Source organism: Deltaproteobacteria bacterium HGW-Deltaproteobacteria-18 (assembly GCA_002841885.1).
GTDB lineage: Bacteria > Desulfobacterota > Desulfovibrionia > Desulfovibrionales > Desulfomicrobiaceae > Desulfomicrobium.
The window spans coordinates 91,071-114,020 of record PHBE01000001.1; the positions used below are offsets into that span (position 1 = coordinate 91,071).

The following is a 22,950-nucleotide window of genomic DNA, read 5'->3' on the forward strand; positions in this document are numbered from 1 at the left end:
TCTCCTTCAGGGGTTGTCCGTACCGACACGCCCATACAGGAAAGGCCCGCGAGGCACAATCGGATCAATTCCCGCGAAACGCCCCGAAGCGTGCGCTTTCGACACGCACCGCCTCTTCCCCTCGCCAGCGGAATCTGAGCGCGCCGTGATCGGCAGTGGTCAATACCTCAAGGCCCGCCCGCCTGCAGGCCCGCACTACGGAAGGGTGAGGAAAACCGAAACGGTTGCCCGGTCCGCAGGCAGCCACGGCCAAATTCGCCCCAACCTCGGCATAAAAACGCGGGTGCAGGCTCGATTTGGAGCCGTGATGGGGAAGCACCAGGACCTCGGCCGAAAGCGCCCGCCCCTGGCTTGTAAGCTGCTCAAGGGCGCGTTTTTCCAGATCGCCAGGCAGTAGGGCCAGCCCGCGCCCCTTCCAGACCAGACGCAGCACCAGCGAAGTGTCGTTGTCGGAACTGCCGGTCTCCGTGAAGGCAGGATGCAGCACTTCAAGATGCAGGTCGGGCTCTATGACAACATTGTCTCCGGCACGCAGCATTCGCACCGGCCATGGATTCTGATCCAGCCTGGCCACCAGCCGCCCCGAATCATTTGAGCTGTCCACAAGCCCGCTCCATCCGAACCAGCCCACATCAAAAGCCTCGAGAATGTAGAAAAGCCCCCGCAGGTGATCAGCATGGACATGGGACAAAAGCACCGCGTCCACCTGTGGAGGATGCATCCAGCTCAGCGCCGGCCCAACCACCGCACGCCCCGGATCATAGTCGGCGCTCCACCCTCCCCCGCCATCCACGAGGACTGTCCTTCCAGTCCTGCCGCGTACAAGGATCGCCTGACTCATCCCTGTATCAAGCACCGTCATTTCAACCTCGTCACGCAGTTGCCCACCCTCCTGCCACAATGACGGAACGGCCAGCAACGTCAGCCCAACTCCCAGAAACAGAAACGCCTTTGCCCGGGGCCGTGCAGCGTCCAGAAGCACGCTCCCCGCCACCAGCGCGACTCCGTACCCGACCACCTGCATTCCCGAAGGGCGCAGCACCGGCGTTACCGCAAGGTTGCCAGCCCCATCGAGAAACACCAGGCAGCGATCCAGAACGTCCACTCCCCAGGCCGCCGCGAAAAAGAATTTTTCGGCCAGAAACGAACACCATGGTGCCGCCGCAACCCCCAGAAAAGACAGGGGCAGCACTGCCAGACTGAGCACCGGCAGCCACAGGAGATTGAGCCACAGATGCGCCGTGACTTCGGAGAAATACAGAACCTGCGCAGGCAGGATGAAAAGATTGGCGCAGCATGTCACCGCCAAGGGTGTCAACAGCCAATGAAAGCTTCGCCAGAAGGCGCTTCGCTCACGTAAGGGAGCAAGCAGGGCCGCCGCCGCGGGCATGAAAAGGACGAGACCGGCGACGGCCAGCACGGAGAGCTGCAAGCTCAGATCGTGGACCGCTGCGGGATCGGCAATGGCCAGCACGGCCATGGCGGCAAAGAGTGCGTCCTGTGGATGCGACCTGGCTCCGATGAAGAGATGCAGGACCACGGCGGCAAGCATGACGAAAGCACGCAAAAGTGAGGGGGGAAAATCGCCGAGCCACAGATAGGCGACAACCGGCGGCAAAGCCAGAAGCGCGGCCAGTTTTCGGCGCGGGAGGAACAGGAGCAGCGTGGGGCAGACCCGACTCAAAACCCTGGCCGCGCCCAGGCCAAAGCTTGCGACCAGAGCCAGATGCAGCCCTGACAGAGCCAGGCTGTGGGACAGCCCGGCCCGACGGATGCGGTCCATGAAGGCGGTCCCAAGCAGCAGTCTGTCCCCGAAGAGAAGCGCCCTGACCGCCGCGCCGCCCTGCGTGTCCGGCACCAGCGTGCAGGCCAGATCCAGCAAGCGGCTTCTAAGACTGGTCCGCCCTTCACCCCAGATTACAGGAGCAGCGCCACGCGAATACGCCCGGTAACGAACATCCATGCGCATCCAGTATTCCTCGCTGGAGGAAAGGCCGAAATTGACCCTTGAGCGCAATTCACGAATGCGCAGATCGGCCGTGAATTCCCGGCCGATCTGCGGCACGAGGGGAGGATCCGTCCAGGTCCAGAGCAGTCGACCCGGCAGGGTCGCATTCATGTCCACCGCCGCCACATCGCGGACGAAAACACTGACCCTGCGCCCCGGATGCGTGCGCACCTCATCCACGACACCATGTATCCGCACCGGGGCGTTCCATACCACCGCCGTATCATGCTCTGCAGCGGGCGCACCCGCAAGCAACCCCAGGCAGAAGAATGTCGCCATGAGCACAAGGGTTCGACCGCGACGGGCAAATGCCAGCGCGGTCAATGCGCTGGCGATCGCGACTGGCAGGACATGGGCCCAGGCAAGAATTCCGCCGAGATAGCCCAGTACCCAGAGCTGCCAGGGAAGAGGGGGGATGGGTTTTTGAATGCGCGTTTGCTGAACCTCCTGACCAGCAAGGCTAGCAAATCGCGTTTCATGTGTCGTACGCAGAAGTCAGTATTATCGGCGACAAAGGACCAAGAAGGGCGTTGCCTCCCGGCCGCATCTCGGGCTATGCATACTCATGGGCCGACCCGATGTGTCCAAAGCCCATTCCAAAGACTTCAAGGAGCCCAAATGGAAGAGTTTTCAGTACTGCTTGTGGACGATGAGGAAGACTTCCTGCGCACGATCATCAAAAGACTGGCCAAGCGCGGCCTGAAGGTCCAGGGGGCGTCCCGGGGCGAGCAGGCGCTGGCCATGCTCGCCGAGGAACCACGCGACGTGGTTGTGCTCGATGTGAAGATGCCGGGCATGGACGGGCTGGAAGTGCTGAGAAGAATCAAGGCAGACTGGCCCAGCACCGAGGTCATCATGCTCACCGGTCACGCCAGCATCGACGCGGCCATGGAAGGGATGAACCGTGGAGCCTTCGACTATCTGATGAAGCCTGCCGATCTGGAAGACCTGCTCTACAAGCTTGAAGACGCGTATCGCAAAAAGAGCATCAACGACAGCCGTCAGGCCGCATCCACCACAAACAGCGATCCGGCCTAGGCCGGGCTCTTTTACAACAGGACTTGACGTGGCGCATTCCCGTCTCTTCTTCGATTCCAACGACTATACGCTGCTGCGCATCGTCAATGATGTTCTGGACCGCACGGCGCAGAACACCAATATCCGTTCCCTGCTCGATTCGTGCATGCATCCGCACGGCATCAAGGAAATGGCCGCGCCGCGCGTGCTCCGCATCGCCTATGCCATCGCGAGCCTCCTCGGTTCCCTGGAAGTGGGCATGTCCTCCGACCGGCTCAACGCATTGCGCGCACTCAAGGACGAGGTGCTGCTCGCGGGCAACGCCTATCTGCAGAAGAACACCTCACGGGTGCTCCTGCAGATCATGAAGGAGCTCATACGCCATCGGGAGGACGAGCACACCCAGCTGCGCCTCGCGCATGACTTTCGCATGGCCTCCTCCGGCAAGCCCCGCGTGGTCCGGGCCGAGCTCGACAAATACCACCTCCTGGAAATGCCCGAGGAGTGGAACCAGCTCGCCTTCGACCACCATGTCCACGACGCCAACACCAAGGGCCGCAAATCCCCGACCCACCTGGTCATGGACGCCTGGATCAAGGGCGTGCGTTTTCTGACCGTGGTCTACTACAACTATGTAGACGCCGAAGTGGCCGAGGAACTCCTGGAAGCGGGCTGCATACTGGGCATGCACATCCGCATCGGCATCGATGTTTCCTCCCGCTTTCGAGGCAAGTATGTACGCGTGATCTGGGAGCCCCAGAGCTACACCGATCCCAAATCCTTCCGCGCCTTTCTCGGAGAGCAGCCGGTCAAGGCCTTCATGAAGGAAGGGCGGATGGTTTCCGCCTATCAGCAGAAATACGTCTTCGAAGCCTTGCAGGCATACAACCGCATCCACCGTATCGAACTGGCCAAGGAGTATGGCCTTGAACTCGACATGCTCGACGAAAAGGCCTTCGCCACTTTCGTGGGCACGGGGCAGCCGTCCCTCCTGCATCTGGCCAAATACATTCAGAGCGGGATGCATCCCAAGCTCAAGCAGGCCGCGCAGGGCATGGCCCAGGAGTACGAAACCGCCACACCTAAGCGGCGCCAGGAGCTGGAGGAACATCTCAAGGCCCTGAACGCCATCGATTCGGAACTGCTCATCAACCGCTACCTGCAACCATGCCGCAACCCGGAGTTGCACGACCCGACCATTCCCCAGGATACTCCCGAAGTCCCGCCCCTGCTGCGCCTCAACATCGGAGAACTGCTGCCAAGGCTGGCCAAATTTCACTCCACGTCTCATTTCACGCTGAACCTGAGCAACCTCTCCACGGCCGATGCCCTGGAAATTCTGTACGACTGCCAGGGACACATCAGCAACATCGAGCTCTACAACCTCAAGGACGCGGCCAGAGGCAAATGGTCAATGCCCGTGTCGTCGCATCTGGTCTGTCCGGGCGACGTCGTGGATGCCATCAGCCCGGAACGTACGTGCGCCCAGATTGCGGAACTGCAAAAGGCTCTGAACGAAGACAACGTCATCGCCTTGAAACGCGCCATCCGTGCCGTGATATGGTCCTTCGAGGAAGATCGGCTGTCACTGGAAAACACTCTGGCCCATGCGCGAAACAAGAACGTGCTCTCGCATGCGACCGGGCTTGAACGAGAACGTCTGCTCATGGAGGCGCGCAAGAACAAGCTTCTCGACATTCTTTTCAACATCGAAACGTTCCACAAATACTACAAGAAGCGCCCCCTGGGCTCACGCATTGGAAGTGGTTCCACGGGCCAGTCGCGGCATCAGTTCGGAATGGGTGTGGTGGTGCTTGAAACTCTCCCCAAACGAGCCCAGAGAATCGCGCTGAATCAGTCTCAAAGGCAGCGCAAACAGCTCCCGGTCACCGCCAGGATGACGGTTCATTTCCGCACCCGCTGTCACACAAAAAAGGAAGATCCTTTTCTTTTGAGGCTGGCCCGGAGGATACCCGGAATGGAACTGGCCGGGTGCTGCCGGGAGCAGGAATGGTTTCTCGACAGCATCGACATCCATCCCAAGCGCCTGGGCAACATCGTCACCCTGGGCGGCGTGCAGCTAGAGCACGACAACGGACTACGCATCACCAAGAAAGATGGTTCCGACGACGAAAACCACATGTCCCTGAAGTACCTGAACACGGGGCTGAAGAACGTCCTCAAGATCCTGATCGGGTTCATTCCGGCCTTCCTGACCTTTGCCCTGACCAAGGACTGGTGGGTGCTGGCCTATTTCGGGGGGCTGATCTGGTTCGCCATCACCGGCGTGCGCAACATTCTGCAGGCAGTGCTCGGCGGGGGCGGCTTGACGCGCTCACCTCTTTTACAGTGGAACTCCCTGATCAGTTGGAGCCGCGTTGCCGACGATCTGCTCTACACAGGCTTCTCCGTCCCCCTGCTGGATCTTTTGGTCAAGACCATTATCCTGGATCGTGGTCTCGGCATCACCACGGCCACGGACCCGGTTTTGCTTTTTGCGTCCATGGCCCTGGCCAACGGCATCTACATCTCCAGCCACAATACCTTCCGCGGCCTGCCGCGTGCAGTGGTCCTGGCCAATTTCTTCCGCAGCATCCTGTCCATTCCGCTGGCCGTCCTCTTCAACAGCGGCATAGCCGGAAGCATGCACATGGCAGGACTGACCGGGGTGGAGCAGACGCTTCAGAAATGGGCCGCTATTATCTCAAAATTCGCCTCGGACTGCGTGGCCGCGGTCATCGAGGGCCTCGGCGACCGTCACAACAATGTGCGGGTGCGCCTGGCCGACTACCGTGCCAAACTCATCGCCATGTTCGACGCCTTTGCCCGTCTGGATGTCCTTTTCCCGGAAGAAGACGTGCTAGACATGCTCCAGTCCCCCAAAATGTTCATGGAGACCATTTCCTACGAAGCGCGCGACCTGGAAAAGGTGCTCATCGTCAACGCCCTCGACCTCATGTACTTCTGGCTCTACCAGCCCCGGGCCGCGAAGGCCCTCGAATTCATATCCCAGGACTTGAGCAAGGAGGAGTGGCTCATCTTTCTACGCTCCCAGTACGTGCTCAAGCGCTACCGCGAGATCAGCCAGATGTTCGTGGACGGACTGGTAGGCAAGAACTTTTCCCGGGCGCTGGCCTTCTATCTGGACAGGTCGGATGAATACCTGCTGGATATGGAAAAAATGGGGCGCAGCCGCAGGCTGCGTTGAGAGGGCCGGGCCCGAAGGCTTTAGCGGGCATGACGTGCCGGAGAAGCATGGATTCCCACTTTCGCGGGAATGACATCGAAGCGGGTTCCGCGGCTCATTCCTCGAACGTTTTCCCGGCATTGCCAGGAAAGGCTTTCAGTCGCCCGGATGAAGAAATTGTTCACCCGCAGGGTACAGGCACCCCACTTTTCAAGTCCATTTCCTGTCGATCATCAGGTGCGAGAAGTAACCCAGCACGGCAGCTCCGTAGAATGGGGCCATGGATTTCGGCGTTGCGCCATAAAGCCAGACCGGAAGCAGTACCAGAGGCAGGGGAACTGCAAGCATGGCCCACCAGGTATGGGTCCAGCCGCGGTGCGGACCGATGGCCGGAAACATGGCCGCCAGTCCCAGAACCGCCGCCCACTTGTAATAGCCCTGCACGATGAGGGCAAAATCGAGTACGGCCAGGGTCAGGTAAAAGATGTGCTGGCCCTTGGAATCCGTATCGACATCCGGAAAAAGGCTCCCAAGCAGCACCAGAGCACCGAGCACGGCCAGTTGCGGCAGCTCCGGAACATACGTCCCGCTCCAGAACAATCCCCCCAACACCGCGCCTCCGGTCAGCACCCCACCGACCAGATGTCCCTTGTATCCTGGCATGACAACCTCCAGAAATGCAAAAGCCCGGTCAAGCCGGGCCTTTGCTCATAAGTAAAGACGATTACATGGCGTCGCTGGCGTCCAGTTCGGCGATGGTCTTGTCAATGGACTCGCGCAATTCCTGGGGCAGGCCCATGATCTCAACGTTCAGAAAGCCGCGCACGATGGTCGAGGTGGCTTCATCCTCGTCCAGGCCGCGCGCCATGAGGTACTCGATCTCCTCCTGGGCTATCTTGCCCACGGCCGCCTCATGGGACAGCTCAACCCCGGTCACGCAGCCCTGCAGTTCGGGGATGGCATGGATCAGCCCGCCGCCAAGGATCAGCCCCTTGCATTCCAGATGTCCGCGCGCCGGAACCGCGTTGCCGATGATCTCGCCGCGCGCGATGATGGTCCCGCCGGTGGTGATGGTGCGGGAGATGATTTCACCGCGCGTGTTCGGGGCATTGAGGACGATGCGGTTGCCCGTGTCGACGTGGGACCCGGTGGGGGTCACGATGACTGAGTTGAAGCGGGCCACGGCCCCGTCTCCATTCAGATATATGGTCGGATAGGACTGCACGGACTTGACCTTTTTCAGCAGCACATAGTTGTTCTGCAGGACTCCGTTCTCCTCCACTATGCCCACCGTGCGAGGCCGGACCATGACGTCCTCGCCCCAGTTGTGGACCATGGTGAAGGTCAGCTTGCCGCCTTTCTTGATGTAGAATTCGGAGATGCCAAGATGCAGGGCCGAAGTCACGTCGTGGGAGGTGGCGCAACCAGTGATGATGTGGACTTCGGAGTCTTCTTCGACAACCACGATGTTGTGCACGTTCTGGCCCACGTTCTGGCCCTTGATGAACAGGCAGGTCTGGACCGGTTCGGCCACCTTGACCCCTTTTTCGGTGCGGATGAAGTAGCCGCCGTGCAACTCTTCCTTGGCCGCTGCGCGGGTGAAGTCGTCCTTTTCCGGGTCCATGGCATTCCAGAAATATTCGGGCAAGCCGTCGTATTTCTTGAGCGCCTGACGAATGCCCAGCACCTCCACACCCTTGCCCGAACTCTTGCAGTGCACGGTTGAGTGGTCAAATTGCAAAAACGTGCCCGAGCGTTCGTCGGTGGCGTCAACATCCACCCCAACCATGCGCAGTTCGCGCTTGCTCTCTTCGGACAGGGTGGAAAAATCGGGCAACTCGGCGCTCTGCCGACCGGTAAAGGAATAGGAGTTCAGATCGACCAGGGTTTGGCTTAGTTCAGACATCTGATGCACTCCTTGTAGCCGTACTTGCTGATGTGATCCAGAATATCGCGAGGTCTGGTCGGACGCGTATCGCAGCACAGCACCCCGTTGTACATGACCTGGCCACGGTCGGCATTGACGTAGTCGAGGATGTAGCCGGTGTGGGTAATGATGAGGCCGGAAGTCCTGTTGCGGCGACGCAGGTCGCGCATGCACGTCTCGGGCGACGGAGCAGCCGCGCCGTCGAGCAGGGCTCGGGCCGTGTTGCCGATAAGGACCATGTTTTCCAGATCCACGCCGGATTCCGGTTCGTCGAAAAGGATGAGATCCGGATTCTGGGCCATGAGCTGCAGGAGTTCGGAGCGTTTGATTTCGCCGCCGGAAAAGCCCGAGTTGATATCGCGGTCCAGAAAGTCTTCGAAATTGACGGTCTTGGCCATGCCGTCCACATCCATCTCACGTCCGCGGGCGCACATGGAGACCAGATGGCGGGTTTTGAGGCCGTGAATGGTCGGCGGTCGCTGAAAGGACATGCCGATACCGAGCCGGGCCCGTTCGTAGGTTGGCATATTGGTGATATCGACACCCTTGAAGACAATCTTTCCCGCGGTCACGGTGTAGCCGCCAAAGCCCATGAGCGTCATGAGCAGGGTGGTTTTTCCGGAACCGTTGGGACCGAAGAGAATGAACGTCTCTCCGTCGTCGATGTTCAGGTTGATCCCTTTCAAGACTTCCCTGTCACCGATACTGACATGCAGGTTTTCAATCTGAAGCATATGGTATCCTTGTGGTATGAAAGGCAGGACGGCGCGACAAAACAAGACCCTGCGCTTAATTGAGGCAGGGCCAAATGTCCAGTCGCCCTACTTCCACTCCTTCCAGGTTTCGGAACGGTAGCAATAATAGCAGCGCGAATCGTCACGGAAGAAACGCAGCAGCAGCATGCCGACCACGAACCCTCCAATGTGGGCCCACCAGGCCACTCCCCCGCCGCCCGCCGGGGCCAGCATCCCGGAAAGGACCTGGGTCATGAACCAGGCTCCCAGATAGAAAACAGCCGGAAGCTCGAAGATGAAGGGGATGATCAGGATGGGCAAAAAGGTGACCACCTTGGCATGGGGGTACAAAAAGAAATAGGCGCCCATTACCCCGGCGATGGCCCCGGAGGCCCCGACCACGGGAATGGTGGAAGAAGAGTTGGTGAGCATGTGCACCGCGAGCGCTCCAAGGCCGCAGAGCAGGTAGAAAACGAGAAACTTGAAGGGGCCCATCACGTCTTCCACGTTGTCACCGAAAATCCAGAGGGTCCACATGTTGACGATGAGATGCAGCCATCCCGAATGCAGGAACATGTGTGTGCCAAGAGGCAGCAGCAACCCCTCGGGATAGCCCTGAAACATGGCCCACTGGGCGTCGAAATAGCGAGCCGGAACCACGCCGAAAAGATGAAAGAGCTTGAATTCCTGGACGTCGCTGAGGCCCAGCCCGCCCAGAAAAAAAGCGATGTTCAGGGCCACAAGAGTCCACATCATGTAGGATCGATGCCTGGAAGGGATGTTGTCGCGCAGGGGAAACATGGGTCAACCAGCCTCTTCCATGGTGTCCGGATTTTCAAAAATGGCCTGCAGCTCGTCCATGCACTGCTCGGCATGGCCGTGCAGCATCTCGCGCACGACCCGGATCAGGGCCTGCGCACGAGTCTGAAGCTCCTCCAGGGAACCGGAATTGTCGACCACCAGCTGCGCCAACCCCACCTTTCTTTGCTGGGGCCATTGCCAGGCATCGACCATGGCTATCCGTTCCGGACTCCAGCCCCGGCCCCGGAGCCTGTCATGCCGCAGGCTGTCAGGACAATACACCACCGCCAGCAGGTCGATCTCTCCGGCAAGGCCGGCTTCGCAAAGCAGGGGGATCTCGGCCAGGATCACGTCCTCGTCATGCGCGGCCCGAAAGGCGTGCAGGGCATGTCGCACCAGAGGATGGACCAGTCGTTCAACCTCGCGGCGCAGGCTGTCGGATTCGGCCAGGGCGCCCAGCAGCAGGTCCTTGTCCACCCCGCCTCCGGGATGCGTGAAACGGGTTCCGAAATGATGCTCCAGAATGGCGCAGCCCTCGCCTCCCTTGGCGTAGGACCCGGCCACCACCCGGTCCGCACAGAAAACCGGCACGCCCATCTCTTCGGCCACCGCCCGCACGGTGGACTTGCCGCTGCCCACGGCGCCGGTCAGGCCGATGCAGGCCCGCTCCCGGCAAAGCCCGCGCAGAACCTGCAGAAAATCCTCCGGCGGAGGAGCGCAAAATTCAAGAGGCTCAAGACCTCGGGGATGTTCGAAACGCAGTTGCCAGGCATGCAGCATCTGCCGGGGAGCGCGTGCGGCGGTCATCTTGTCGGCATAGACCGCGTCCCCCAGCAGGGGGTGACCCAGCGCGGCCAAATGCACACGGATCTGGTGAGTGCGCCCGGTCATGATGCGCACCCGTAGCAATGAAACACTTCTGTCCGATGCACTCCAGAGCACTTCATACCGGGTTTCCGCCACGCGGCCGCCGCGTTCGACCACGGCCATGCGCGTCTTGATGCTCGGATGACGTCCCAGGGAAAGATTCACGATTCCGGTGGGCTCGGGCACTCCGGCGACAAGGGCCAGATATTCCTTGTAGACCTCACGGGAGGCGAAGGCCTGAGTCAGATTCAGGCGCGCCGATTCGGACAACGCCAGCACGATGAGCCCGGAGGTGTCCTTGTCCAGTCGGTGCACGATCCCGGGACGTTCCCCGGACTGTGACAGCAGGACTGGAAAATGATGCGCAACGCGATGCACAAGGGTCGGTTCAGCCACCGAAGGCGCCGGATGAACGGTCATGGCCGGGTTCTTGTTGACCACAACCAGATCGTCATCGGCGAAAAAGACATCCAGCGGACCTTCATCGGGAACGATGGTCGAATCAGCATACTCGGGAGCCAAGGTCAGGGTCTGACCGGGCATGAGCCGGGTCGCCGCCTTGCTGCAGACCTGCCCGTTGATGCGCGCCCGCCCGTCCTTGATCCAGGCCTGGACGCGGCTTCTGGCCACGCCCTCCTCCTCGAGGCAAGCCTGCCAGAAAACATCCAGACGCTGCCCGACGTCCGCGACGCCAACCTTTTCCACGTATTCCTGCATGCAACCTTCCCGATTAAACCGTCACCAGCCGCGCTGAAATCTTCAGAACAGCCGAAAAACCACGATGTCATGACAACATGCCTTGCGTAGTCACCTTTCGCGCCGCTGACAAATAAAAAGGCGGCCCCATAAGGGGCCGCCTTCGGCAATTCCAACGTCAGGGAAGACTATTTCTTCTTGAAGACGCCTTTCAGCTCGGCGAGGATGCGACGGTTTTCGGCGCGACCTGCTTCGGTGTCGTTGCCGGCAATGGGCTTGCTCTCGCCGTAACCAACAGCGGAGAACAGCTTGTCGTCCATGCCGAGTTCGTTGACCATGTAGTCGCGAACGGCCTTGGCGCGACGCTCGGACAGCTTCTGGTTGTATGCATCGCTACCGACGGAGTCAGTGTGACCGGCAATCTCAACAACAGTGAAGGACTGCTGCTGTCTCATGTAGGAAGCGAAATCGGCCAGTTCCTGATAGTACTCGGGCTTGATGTCGGACTTGTCGAAGTCAAAGTTGATCTTGAGGGTCACGATATCGGCAATGGGGCAACCTTCGGCGTCAACGGCCAGACCCTTGATGGTGTCGGGGCACTTGTCGATGCAGTTGTTTACGCCGTCGTTATCGTCGTCCAGTGCACAAGGATCAGCAGCGGACTTTTCATAGAACACGTCCTGTACGAACTGCTTCAAAGCGGCGTCATCGGCCAACTGGGCAGCGGAAGCTCCAACACCGCAAGGCTTCAGAGCGGTGATGGCGTCAAGCAGGGCCTGGTTGCCGTTGACGGTGTCGGCAAAGCTGATGGTGTGGAAACACACGCCGTATTTTTCAGCCAGGGCGGCGGCAACCTTCAAGGAGCCTTCACCGAGGTTTTCCTGGCCGTCGGACACGATGATGACTGCATTGCGGCCCACTGCGCTCTGCAGGGCGGGCTCAAGAGCGGCCAAGCCGGTTCCAAGCGGGGTGGGATTGGCGCCAATCAGCGTCGGAACCTTGGCGAGGGAAGCACCGTAGCCGGCATTGGAATATGCTTCCAGCGCCTGGAGTTCACCCGCCGGAGCGGCAGTGTTCAGGCCGCCCATGTACCCAAGTTCGGGAATCATGCCGTTCATGCGCTCGAGCAGGGCCTTGGCCAAAACGATTTTCTTGTCCTTTGTGCCAACATACTTTTCATCCATGGAACCGGAGCGGTCCACCAGAATGATGAAGTTGTCGACCTTACGTACGTAACTCTCTGCGGCTACCGCCACGGAGGCGGAAAACATGGCCACGAGCAAGGCCAGAAGAACCAATTTTTTAACTTTCATACGTCCTACTCCTCAGGTTGATATTGCTACTCAGATGAAAAAGGGACAATTCTCTAAAAACGTGTCTCATTATCTTTAGCTCTATCGCATTTTATTGTCAAAGGCAGAAAAATGAAAGAAATAAAAAAAAGCCATCGGCAAAGGGCGACGCTGTCGCAAATATGACTTGACCCACGACTGGCCTGCATCGACAATAACAAACATGGAAAAACTTTTCAAGGATGCCCCGGACTTCAGGCGAGTCATTTTGCACCTGGACATGGACGCTTTCTTTACCTCCGTGGAACAGGCCGACGATCCCCGGTTGCAAGGAAAGCCTGTTGTGATCGGACAATCCCTGCGTGGAGTGGCGTCGGCTGCGTCATACGAAGCAAGGAAATACGGCATCAAATCCGCCATGCCCATCGTACAGGCAAAAAAACTCTGTCCCCACGCAGTGTTTCTGCCCGGACGCATGTCCCGCTACCGAGAAGTCTCGGGACAGATCATGGGCATAATGCGTGCACTGTGTCCCGTGGTCGAGCAGGCTTCCGTCGACGAGGCGTATGCGGACATAAGCGGTACGCTGCGAATCTTCGGTCTTCCCGAAAACATCGCCCGGCGACTGAAGGCCGAGATTCTGTCAGTCACCAATCTGACCTGTTCCGTGGGCATCGCCCCCAACAAGTTTCTCGCCAAGATCGCTTCGGACTGGAACAAGCCGGACGGCCTGACCAGCATTCGCCCCGCCGACGTTCCCGCATTCCTGCACGACCTCTCGCTGGGCAAGATTCCCGGAGTTGGCAAGCATTTTCAGGAGGAGCTGCACCGAATCGGTGTGACTACGATCCCTCACGTGCTGGCGCAGCCCCGGGCATACTGGAGCGAGACCATGGGCAAGCGCGGAGCGTTCCTGCACGACAGGGCCCTTGGACTCGATGATTCGCCAGTTGTTCCAGGGAACGATCCCAAGTCCTGCAGCGCGGAAAACACGCTGGACCGCGACACGCTGGACCGGACCCTGCTTGAGCGGTGGTTGCTGATCCAGGCCGAACGCATCGGGCGGGAGCTTCGCGGCCTCGGCAAGAAAGGGCTGACAGTGACTCTCAAGATCAAGTTCCAGGATTTCTCTTCCATCACGCGCAGCAGGACCCTGCCCAGACCCACGGACATCACCACGGAAATCCTCCAGGCCGCGCGCCAACTCCTCGCAGCCGAAAAACTCACCCAACCCGTACGTCTCATCGGCACCGGGGTTTCCAATTTCCGCTTCGTGCAGGCCGAACTCCCGCTGATGCCCAACGAGGGCCGCAAACGCAGTCAAAAGCTGGACCAGGCCATGGATCGCATCCGGGACAAATTCGGAAACACGAGCATCCTGCGCGCCGAGGCCGCCGTCAGGGAAGTCGAAGCCATCGATGACCTTTTGTCCCAAAAAAACCGCACTTTGAACGGACAATAATACTTGCCAAAGAAGATTTTTCTTGCTTGGGATTTCCGCTTCGAACTTCAAGCATACAAGGATATCCCATGTTCTCTCATGCCATCACCCGCATTCCCGGCTCTGATTACCCCAAAGGCCTGACCACCTCCGCGCTGGCCGCCCCCGACCTTGAACTGGCGCTCCAGCAGCACGGCGCATACGTGCGCTGCCTTGAATCGCTGGGACTGACCGCTCAAGTCCTGCCCGCCGCCCCCGGCTTTCCCGACGCCTGCTTTGTCGAGGACACCGCCGTGGTCACGCGCGAGATCGCAGTCATATCGCGGCCAGGGGCGCCTTCACGCCAAGGCGAGACCGAGTCCATGACCGGGCCCCTGTCCACTCACCGCCCCCTGGCTCACATCGAAGCCCCGGGCACCCTCGACGGCGGAGACATCCTGCAGGTCGCAAAGCGCTTCTTCATCGGCGTCTCCGACCGCACCAACGAAGAAGGCGCGCGCCAGCTGGCCGCCATACTGGCCGCCTACGGCTACCAGAGCAGCATCATCAAGGTCGCGGCAGGCCTGCACCTCAAGTCCAGTCTCAACTTCGTGGGCGAGAACACCATGCTCGTCACCCGGGACTTCGCCGGACATACGGCCATATCGGACTTCAGGCAGATCATCTGCCCCGAAGGCGAGGAATACGCTGCCAACACGCTGCTCGTGAACGGCACCCTGATCATGCCCACGGGCTATCCCCGGACCAGAGGCCTGCTCGAACCCCTGGGTCTGCCTATCGTGGAACTGGACACCAGTGAATACCGCAAGATGGACGGCGGGCTGACCTGCCTGTCGTTGCGTCTCCAAAGCCCTGTTTCTTGAGTTTTCGGCCATCACGGCGTACGGGAAGCAACGCGAGGGGGAATATATAATGGAACTGTTCAAAAATCGGTACAAGCGTGAATTCATCGAAGTTGCCTGCCCCAAATGCAAGCAGACCAAAATCATCTGCCTGCCCGAGGAGGAGATACCCACCTGTGAATACTGCAAAGTGAAGATGAACATCAAAGAGGTTCTGACCGAGGGAAAATATTGACCCCGGGCAAGCCTTGTAACCAAAGAGGAGGCTCTATGCGTTTTATGACGAAGATTGTTTTGGCCCTGCTCCTGGTCGCGTTTGCGGCCATGCCTGTCATGGCCGCGGATCACGAACTCGCCCAGAAATCCACCCTGAACGAAATCCTGAAGCGCGGCGAGCTGCGTGTCGGCCTCGACGCCGGCTACATGCCCTTCGAGATGACGGACAAAAAGGGCGAGATCGTCGGCTTCGACGTGGACATGGCCAAGGAAATGGCCAAGGCCATGGGCGTCAAGCTGACCATCGTCAACACCGACTATGACGGCATCATCCCCGCGCTGATGGCCGACAAGTTCGACATCATCATCAGCGGCATGACCGTGAACCAGGAACGCAACCTGCAGATCAATTTCGCCGATCCGTACATCGTTGTCGGCCAGGCCATCCTGCTGAACAAGAAGCATGAAGGCACGGTCGCCTCCTACAAGGACCTGAACGATCCCAAGTACACCGTGGTCTCCCGCATCGGCACCACCGGGGAACAGGCCGCCAAGCGCATGATTCCCAAAGCCCAGTACAAGAGCTTCGAAAAGGAATCCGACGGCGCCATGGAAGTGGTCAACGGCCAGGCCGACGCCTTCGTCTACGACCTGCCCTTCAACGTGGTATTCATGGCCCAGCAGGGCGGCAGCAACCTGGTCCTGCTGGACAAGCCCTTCACCTATGAGCCCCTGGGCTTCGGCGTGAAGAAGGGCGACCCCGACTTTTTGAACTGGCTGGACAACTTCCTGACCCAGATCAAGAACGACGGCCGCTTCGACCGTATCTACGACAAATGGATCAAGGGCACCGAGTGGCTCAAGGACATCCAGTAATCAAGCAAAGTTGAGGGATCCGGCTTCCGCGCCGGATTCCTCGTTTTCATGACTTAAGCATCACCAGGACGGATAATGGCCACCTACACCGGACTCGATCGGCCCAAAAGCAAGTTTTATTACCAATTCTGGAGTTTCGCCTTCGTGATCGGGCTCTGCAGCGCCATGGCCCTGCTCTATTACTCCACGAAAAAAGTGGAGTACACGTGGAGATGGAACCGCGTGCCCCAATATTTCATCTACGATGACAAGGTGAACATCCGCGCGGAGATGGAAGGAACCATAACCTCCATAACGGAGTCCGGCGAGAACGTGCTCGTGACGGTACAGGGCGATGATGGGGAGGAGAGCCACACCCTGCCCAAGACCTCGCTGCTGCTGGCTCAGGGCGACTATGTCTACGCGGGCGACAACATCGGTTTCTACACCCAGACCAAGCCCGGCATCCTTATCGAAGGGTTGCTGCTGACTCTCGAGGTCAGCGCCCTGGCAATTGTCTTCGGCATCCTGCTCGGCCTGTTCACGGGCCTGGCCCGCATATCCGACAACCCGGCCCTGCGCTGGAGCGCCATCGCCTACATCGAACTCATCCGCGGCTCACCGCTGCTGGTGCAGATATTTCTCTGGTACTTCGTGGTCGGCACGGTCATCAACAGCATGATGTCCCAATACGGGATCGGACAAATCCCGCCGCTCTGGTTCGGCGTCATGGCACTGGCCATCTTCACCGGCGCCTACACCGCCGAGATCGTGCGCGCGGGCATCCAGTCCGTGCACCGCGGCCAGATGGAGGCCGCGCGCTCGCTCGGGATGACCTACAACAAGGCCATGCGCAAGGTCATCCTGCCGCAGGCCTTCCGCCGCATACTGCCGCCCCTGGCCGGACAGTTCATCAGTCTGGTCAAGGACTCCTCGCTGCTTGGCGTCATCTCCATCCGCGAACTGACCAAGGCCTCCCGCGAGGTGGTCTCCTCGTCCCTGCAGCCCTTCGAAATCTGGATCGTGTGCGCCATCCTGTACCTGGTCCTGACCTTTACCCTGTCCATGTTCGTGCAGTATCTCGAACGCAAGGCCATCTAGAGGATATTCATGCACAAGCCGCCCATCATCGACGTTCAAAGCATCGACAAGTTCTTCTATACCCCGGAACGCCTGCAGGCGCTGAACCGGGTATCCTGCACCGTGGCGCACGGCGAGGTCGTGGTCATCATCGGACCGTCCGGTTCCGGAAAATCGACCTTCCTGCGCTGCCTGAATCGGCTGGAATACGCAGACACCGGCCACATCATCATCGACGGCGTGGACATTCTCGATCCCAAATGCGATATCAACGCAATTCGCGCCGAGGTTGGCATGGTCTTCCAGTCCTTCAACCTCTTCCCGCACAAGACGGTGCTGGAAAACCTGACCATGGCCCAGATGACGGTCCGCGGACGTTCCAAAAAGGAGGCCGAGGCCAAGGGCATGGCGCTTCTCGAAAAGGTCGGCATCGCCGAGAAATTCGCGGCCCGGCCCGAACAGCTTTCTGGCGGCCAGCAGCAGCGCGTGGCCATCGCGCGTTCCCTGGCCATGGACCCAAAGATCATGCTCTTCGACGAACCCACTTCCGCGCTCGATCCGGAAATGGTCGGCGAGGTTCTTGACGTCATGAAGAACCTGGCCCGCGAAGGCATGACCATGGTCGTGGTCACCCACGAAATGGGCTTTGCGCGCGAGGTGGCGGATAGGGTCCTCTTCATGGACAAAGGCGAAATTCTGGAACAGGGCGCGCCCGAACATTTCTTCACCGCGCCCACCCTGGAACGAACCAAGGAGTTTTTGGGGCAAATTCTCTGATCTGACAACGACAAACCGAGGAAGGAGCGAGATGAGCAAGGCGCTACAGAATCAATTGGCCAAGACCATCAAGGAACAGGGGGACATGGCCCGGGACATGGCCATCGCGGAACTCAAGGATCTGAAAAAAGACCTCTTGGAACTGGAAAAGGCCCTCGGCACCAAGAAGACTCCGGATCAGGGTCTGCTGATGGACATCTCCCACGGCGCCTTCGAGCTCTTCCGCACCGCCTCCATCGTCCTGGAAACGGACAACCTGCAGGAACAGCTTCAGCACGCTGCCGAAGCCGGGAAAGACCTGGAATACCTCGAAAAGAAAGGGGCCATCCTGCTCACCAAACCCGAAGGCTGGCACTGGTTCACGCCCAAGGGCGAGATGCTCTTCCTGGCCGCACCCAGCGAGACCCGACTGGCCGCCCAGAAACTGCAGGAACGCATCAGCCGCAAGACACCCGCCAAGACGCCCCCAAAGCCCCAGGCAGCACCCAAAGCCCCGCCCATTTCATCTGAAGATTGATGGTGGCTTAAAAGCTAGCAGGCCCGCCGGACCGGAAAGTTCGAGCGGGCTTTTTTAATATTTCATTTTAATTCAAGATATTATCGACCTGCTCTACCCAAAACATAAAAAACTTGTTTTCTGGTCTGCAGAAGTTGTTCCTCTTGCCCTCGGTACTTTTGACGGATGCCCCTATTGTTGCAAAAAATGCCCGTTTACAGAACCTCGGCTGATCCGTATGTGAACTTCGCTCTGCATAGAGCAGTTCCTCCTATCCATGCAGGAGCGATCCTTCCTGCGCGTCCCCGTAGCCGCTTCGGGGCCTTGGATTGCTTCGATTTTTTCCTCTCACTGCTATCGGAAATCTGGCGTCTTCCAGCCATGGGTTTTGCGGTTGGCGCGATGGAGCCGTGTTCATGCGTTTTCGTTCAGTCTCGTTTTGGGGCCCCCTTGTTTCCTTAATTCTCATTGCTGCTGCGCTTCAGTTCCTGAGTCAGGAATTGCGCCAGGTCAGCATTAATCAGATCTGGTCGGCCCTGACCGACATGCCCGGTCGAATCCTGATTCCCGCTTTCGCCCTGGCCGTGCTCAATTATCTGGTGCTGGCCGGATACGAGCACTTCGCATGTCGTTACGCCGGCGTGCCCCAGCCCATGAAGCGTATCGCCATCTCGTCCTTCATCGGCAACGCATTCGCCAACACCCTGGGTTTTTCCTTTCTGTCCGGGAGTTCCATCAAGTTCAGGCTGTATTCCGCATGGGGGCTGACCGCAGCCGACGTGGGACGGGTCACCATCTTCACCACTGTGAGCCTCTGGCTCGGGCTGGTGGGACTGGGCGGACTGGCCCTGGTCCTGAGTCCCGAAGCCGGGCGTCTTCTAGCTCTGGGCAGCGACATCCTCGGAGCCGGACTGGCGGCCCTCCCCGTGCTGTATCTTCTGGCCTCCCTGCGCTGGCGCAAACCGCTATCGCTGTTTGGCTTCCAGATTCCTGCTCCCGGTCCCGGCACCGCCGCGGTGCAGGTGCTTTTTTCCGTGCTGGACTGGGCTCTTTCAGGCCTGATCCTGTACGTCCTCCTGCCTGGGGAGGTTGGTCTGTCGGTCTTCTTCACCCGGTTCATGCTGGCCCAGCTGGCCGGGGTCATGAGCCAGGCCCCGGGCGGAGTGGGCGTCTTCGAAACGGCGTTCATGCTGCTGACTCCCGATGCGGGAGACAACGGCCAGCTTTTTGCCGCGCTTCTGGCCTTCCGGGTCATCTACTATATTCTGCCTTTGCTGCTGGCCGCGCTCACCCTGGCCGTGCGCGAACTTTTCGAGACTGTCCCCGTGCTTCGCCTCCTGGCTCACGCGGGCATGCGCGGGAGCGCAACGCTGCTGCCGCAGGTTCTGGCCGTCGCCACCTTCACAGCCGGGGCCATCCTGCTGCTCTCCGGCGCCGCACCGGCCCTGGAATGGCGGCTGCTCTGGCTGAAGACCCACCTGCCCGAATCCGTGGTCGGCGGTTCGCACCTGCTCGGGAGCATCATCGGGATGTGCCTGCTGTTTCTGGCCCGGGGCATTCAGCGTCGCCTGGACGTGGCCTACCATCTGACCATTGTCATGCTCGCCCTGGGCATGCTTGCCGTCCTGTTGCGCGGCGGCGACTATGAAGAGGCCATCCTGCTGGGATGCACGTTGCTTGTGGTGCTGCCGAACCGGCGGCGATTCTCCCGTCATTCGAGCCTGTTTTCCGACCGTTTCACGCCGGGCTGGCTGGTGGCCATGGGGCTGGTGGTGGCGGCCACGACGGGGTTGGCCGCATATTCTTACGGACACTCCAAAGAGGTCGCGGAGTTCTGGGTGACGTTCACCATGGACGGCTCCATTCCCAACGTGGTCCGTGCCTGGGTCGGCGCGGCAACCGCAGGGCTGTGCCTGGCAGTCATGCGTCTCCTGGCTCCGGCCCCGTACAGGCCCGCGCCGGTTACGCGGGAAGATCTGGGCCTGGTGCGGGACATCATCGCAACGAGCACGCATACACGTGCGAACCTGGCCTTGCTGGGCGACAAGATGTTCATGATCAGCCAGAGCCGAAAATCCTTCCTCATGTTCGGCGTCACGGGCAGGACCTGGGTCACCATGGGGCCGCCCGTGGGCCGGGAGGACGAGGCCCAGGAACTGATCTGGCAGTTCCGTGAAGCCTGCGACCGCCATTGCGGGCGTACGGTGTTTTATGGCGTGCCGCAGGACCGCCTGCACCTCTTCTGGGACACGGGCCTGAATCTCCTCAAGATCGGAGAGGAGGCCATCGTCGATCTCCCGTCCTTTCATCTCAACGGCGCGTCCCGACAGGGGCTTCGCTACAAGAAAAACAATCTGGAAAAGAACGGCTGCGTGTTCGAGGTCATTCCCCCGGCCGGATTCTCGGATATCGCATCGGAGATCCGGAAAATTTCCGAGGCATGGCTCTCGTTCAAGAATGCGCGTGAAAAGCGATTTTCCCTGGGATGTTTCGATCCCGAATACCTGACCCGCTTCCATACGGCGGTGGTGCGCCAGAACGGCAGAATCCTGGCGTTCGGCAATGTCTGGATGGGCGGCCGAACCGAACTGGCCATCGACCTGATGCGCTTCGACCGCCATGCTCCACGCGGGGTCATGGACTATCTTCTCTTCATGCTCATGTTCTGGGGACAACAGCACGGCTTTGCCAGGTTCAATCTTGGCGTCGCGCCCTTTTCGGGGCTGGAAACCCATGCCCTGGCCCCCGTCTGGAACAAGGTCGGCAATTTTCTGTATTCTCACGCTGAGGATTTCTATAATTTTCGAGGACTGCGTAGCTATAAGGAAAAATTCGGTCCCACCTGGGAACCCAGCTATCTGCTGGCTCCTGGAGGCCTGGCGCTACCAGGGATTCTGACCGAGGTCGCCGCGTTGGTGGCTGGAGGAGTTCGAGGGATGGTGGGAAAATGAAAATTCTGATGTACCTTCTGCTTTTCGTTGCTGGCATGCCCCTTGCCGCTTCCGGCGAGCCTCTTTCCTTCGGCCCTTTCGGAGAACTGATCCTGCGCGGGCAGACTGCGAACCCGCAATTGGTCGCCATTGTCCTGTCGGACGCCGGGGGCTGGGGAGTCGTGGAGGAGGAGATGGCCCGGGTCGCCGGGGACGCGGGAGCCCTGGTCATCGGGGTGGACGTGCGTCGTTACTTCGCCCATGTCGAAGAAAAGAAATACGAGCCCAATGTCTCCCACGAATTGTCTTCGGCAAGCAAGTATGTCCAGAAAACCCTGGGCCTCCCCCAGCTTTCTCCTGCGTTCCTGCTCGGACATGGAGTCGGAGCGGGGATAGTCTACGCAAGCCTCGTCCAGGCTCCGGAAAATGTCTTTCTGGGCGGTTTCAGTCTGGGTTTTCGACCCGTGATGCCCGTATCGCAACCTTTCGGATGGGGCCGCGGGCTGGTCTGGAAGCGGGCAGGGGAATACATAGCCTACGATGCGGTCACGAAGTACGAGCTGTCATGGACCGTGGTTCAGGCCGAAAGGGATCCGTTACTCTCCGAATCCGGGGCCAGGGATTTCGTCCGGGGCATGCGCGGAGTGACGCTGCATGGTCTCCCCGGAATACGCGGCTACGCTGACGCGACGGCATGGCGAGAATTTCTGGGAGAGTCGCTTGAAACGATGGTCACGGCCCGGACCTCCATGGAACCGGAACATCCCCTGGATCTGGGGGATCTGCCCCTGATCGAAGTGCCGCCCATTGGCCCGGCTACCGACAGCCTGGCAGTGTTCGTCACCGGCGACGGCGGTTGGGCCGGAATCGACAAGGACATCGCAGCCATTCTGGCCGACAGCGGACTGGGTGTGGTGGGTCTTGATTCCCTGCGCTATTTCTGGACCAGACGCACTCCCGAAGGGGGCGGCGCGGACCTGGCCCGGATCATGCGCCACTATCTTTCCGCCTGGGGCAAAAGCAAAGTTGTCTTCATCGGCTATTCCCTGGGCGCGGACGCTCTTCCCCCCATGATCGCCAACCTTCCGGAGGACTTGCGAAAGAAGGTCCGGCAGGTCACGCTGCTGGCGCCGAGCAAATCCGTGGAACTTGAATTTCACGTAACCAATTGGCTTCATGATGACGAGGTCACTCAGGACATTGCCCTGCTACCCGAAATCCGCAAACTGGAACCGATACCCATGCTCTGCGTGTACGGGCAGAAGGAGAAGTCATCCCTGTGCACAGACCTGCGCCCAGACCAAGCCACGATCATCCCCCTTCCCGGCGGCCATCACTTTGACGGTGATTACGCCAGGGTGGCGGCCCTTATTCTGGCACATCTGCAGCGGCACTGAAGCGATAGCTTGATGGTTGATGCAACCCCTGTACATGCCCCGCACGCAGCATCCCCGCCCATTGAAGCTGCAAACCTCATGGCAATTTACTGCAATCTGAGCATATAAATATAAAAAATAATTATTTTTATACATATTTTATATAAAAAATACCGTGCTCACGTACCATCTCTCCTGAATAAAACTGCTCAAAATACTGTACAGTCCTTACTGACAAACATGTAATATATGTGCTTTCATTCTATATCATGCATAAACGATCACGCCCTACGGATTGAATGGTCATTACCAGACCGGAGCTGAACAAGACCGCAAATGACTCGATAACATTCCGCGGCATCGAGCATCCAGGATTACCTTCGGAACCCTCACCCCGGAGCACCTACC

Annotated in this window: 18 protein-coding genes; 11 read left to right on the plus strand and 7 right to left on the minus strand. The window is 59.4% G+C overall.

Annotated elements, in window-relative coordinates; all coding sequences use genetic code 11:
* Positions 1 to 64: 64 nt before the first annotated feature.
* Positions 65 to 2,500 carry a DNA internalization-related competence protein ComEC/Rec2 gene (locus CVU60_00415; GenBank protein PKN43524.1) on the minus strand — a complete coding sequence of 812 codons (2,436 nt, stop codon included), beginning with the start codon at positions 2,498 to 2,500 and terminating at the stop codon, positions 65 to 67.
* 126 nt (positions 2,501 to 2,626) lie between these two features.
* Here CVU60_00415 and CVU60_00420 point away from each other — a divergent pair, with 126 nt between their 5' ends.
* Both CVU60_00420 and CVU60_00425 read left to right on the plus strand, forming a co-directional pair.
* Positions 2,627 to 3,046: a two-component system response regulator gene (locus CVU60_00420; GenBank protein PKN43525.1), complete on the plus strand. Its 420-nt coding sequence runs from the start codon at positions 2,627 to 2,629 to the stop codon at positions 3,044 to 3,046.
* A gap of 28 nt (positions 3,047 to 3,074) precedes the next feature.
* Positions 3,075 to 6,233, plus strand: coding sequence for a hypothetical protein (locus CVU60_00425; protein ID PKN43526.1), 3,159 nt, complete (start codon positions 3,075 to 3,077; stop codon positions 6,231 to 6,233).
* A gap of 189 nt (positions 6,234 to 6,422) precedes the next feature.
* On the opposite strand, the gene CVU60_00430 is transcribed toward CVU60_00425, so the two are convergent.
* The 6 genes from CVU60_00430 to CVU60_00455 all read right to left on the minus strand — a co-directional run bounded on the left by CVU60_00430 (position 6,423) and on the right by CVU60_00455 (position 12,550).
* Positions 6,423 to 6,875 (minus strand): hypothetical protein, encoded by a 453-nt coding sequence (locus CVU60_00430; protein PKN43527.1) that lies wholly within the window; start codon positions 6,873 to 6,875, stop codon positions 6,423 to 6,425.
* Between the two features lie 61 nt (positions 6,876 to 6,936).
* On the minus strand, positions 6,937 to 8,118 hold the full coding sequence (locus CVU60_00435; protein ID PKN43528.1) for a hypothetical protein: 1,182 nt from the start codon (positions 8,116 to 8,118) through the stop codon (positions 6,937 to 6,939).
* Positions 8,106 to 8,873: an ABC transporter ATP-binding protein gene (locus CVU60_00440; protein PKN43529.1), complete on the minus strand. Its 768-nt coding sequence runs from the start codon at positions 8,871 to 8,873 to the stop codon at positions 8,106 to 8,108. The genes CVU60_00435 and CVU60_00440 overlap by 13 nt, the downstream gene beginning before the upstream one ends.
* Before the next feature lie 87 nt (positions 8,874 to 8,960).
* Complete coding sequence (locus tag CVU60_00445) at positions 8,961 to 9,674, minus strand: rhomboid family intramembrane serine protease (GenBank protein ID PKN43530.1); 714 nt, start codon at positions 9,672 to 9,674, stop codon at positions 8,961 to 8,963.
* A 3-nt stretch (positions 9,675 to 9,677) separates the two neighbouring features.
* Positions 9,678 to 11,258, minus strand: coding sequence for a dephospho-CoA kinase (gene coaE, locus CVU60_00450; GenBank protein PKN43531.1), 1,581 nt, complete (start codon positions 11,256 to 11,258; stop codon positions 9,678 to 9,680).
* Between the two features lie 167 nt (positions 11,259 to 11,425).
* On the minus strand, positions 11,426 to 12,550 hold the full coding sequence (locus CVU60_00455) for a flagellar motor protein MotB (GenBank protein ID PKN43532.1): 1,125 nt from the start codon (positions 12,548 to 12,550) through the stop codon (positions 11,426 to 11,428).
* 202 nt (positions 12,551 to 12,752) lie between these two features.
* Here CVU60_00455 and CVU60_00460 point away from each other — a divergent pair, with 202 nt between their 5' ends.
* The 9 genes from CVU60_00460 (at position 12,753) to CVU60_00500 (ending at position 22,563) form a co-directional block, all read left to right on the plus strand.
* On the plus strand, positions 12,753 to 13,991 hold the full coding sequence (locus CVU60_00460; GenBank protein PKN43533.1) for a DNA polymerase IV: 1,239 nt from the start codon (positions 12,753 to 12,755) through the stop codon (positions 13,989 to 13,991).
* A gap of 68 nt (positions 13,992 to 14,059) precedes the next feature.
* The gene (locus CVU60_00465) at positions 14,060 to 14,833 is read left to right on the plus strand and encodes an amidinotransferase (protein PKN43534.1); all 774 of its coding nucleotides are present in this window, start codon (positions 14,060 to 14,062) and stop codon (positions 14,831 to 14,833) included.
* Between the two features lie 49 nt (positions 14,834 to 14,882).
* A complete protein-coding gene (locus CVU60_00470; protein ID PKN43535.1) occupies positions 14,883 to 15,047 on the plus strand; it encodes a hypothetical protein in 165 nt (54 codons plus the stop codon).
* Positions 15,048 to 15,082: 35 nt separating this feature from the next.
* Entirely contained in the window at positions 15,083 to 15,904 is an 822-nt protein-coding gene (locus CVU60_00475; GenBank protein ID PKN43536.1) for an amino acid ABC transporter substrate-binding protein, read from the plus strand.
* Positions 15,905 to 15,979: 75 nt separating this feature from the next.
* Positions 15,980 to 16,984: an ABC transporter permease gene (locus CVU60_00480; GenBank protein ID PKN43537.1), complete on the plus strand. Its 1,005-nt coding sequence runs from the start codon at positions 15,980 to 15,982 to the stop codon at positions 16,982 to 16,984.
* Between the two features lie 9 nt (positions 16,985 to 16,993).
* Positions 16,994 to 17,740 (plus strand): peptide ABC transporter ATP-binding protein, encoded by a 747-nt coding sequence (locus tag CVU60_00485; GenBank protein ID PKN43538.1) that lies wholly within the window; start codon positions 16,994 to 16,996, stop codon positions 17,738 to 17,740.
* A gap of 31 nt (positions 17,741 to 17,771) precedes the next feature.
* Entirely contained in the window at positions 17,772 to 18,257 is a 486-nt protein-coding gene (locus CVU60_00490; GenBank protein PKN43539.1) for a hypothetical protein, read from the plus strand.
* A 395-nt stretch (positions 18,258 to 18,652) separates the two neighbouring features.
* The gene (locus tag CVU60_00495) at positions 18,653 to 21,187 is read left to right on the plus strand and encodes a hypothetical protein (GenBank protein PKN43540.1); all 2,535 of its coding nucleotides are present in this window, start codon (positions 18,653 to 18,655) and stop codon (positions 21,185 to 21,187) included.
* Positions 21,184 to 22,563 carry a hypothetical protein gene (locus tag CVU60_00500; GenBank protein PKN43541.1) on the plus strand — a complete coding sequence of 460 codons (1,380 nt, stop codon included), beginning with the start codon at positions 21,184 to 21,186 and terminating at the stop codon, positions 22,561 to 22,563. Before CVU60_00495 ends, CVU60_00500 begins: the two co-directional genes overlap by 4 nt.
* The last annotated feature ends 387 nt before the right edge of the window (positions 22,564 to 22,950 follow it).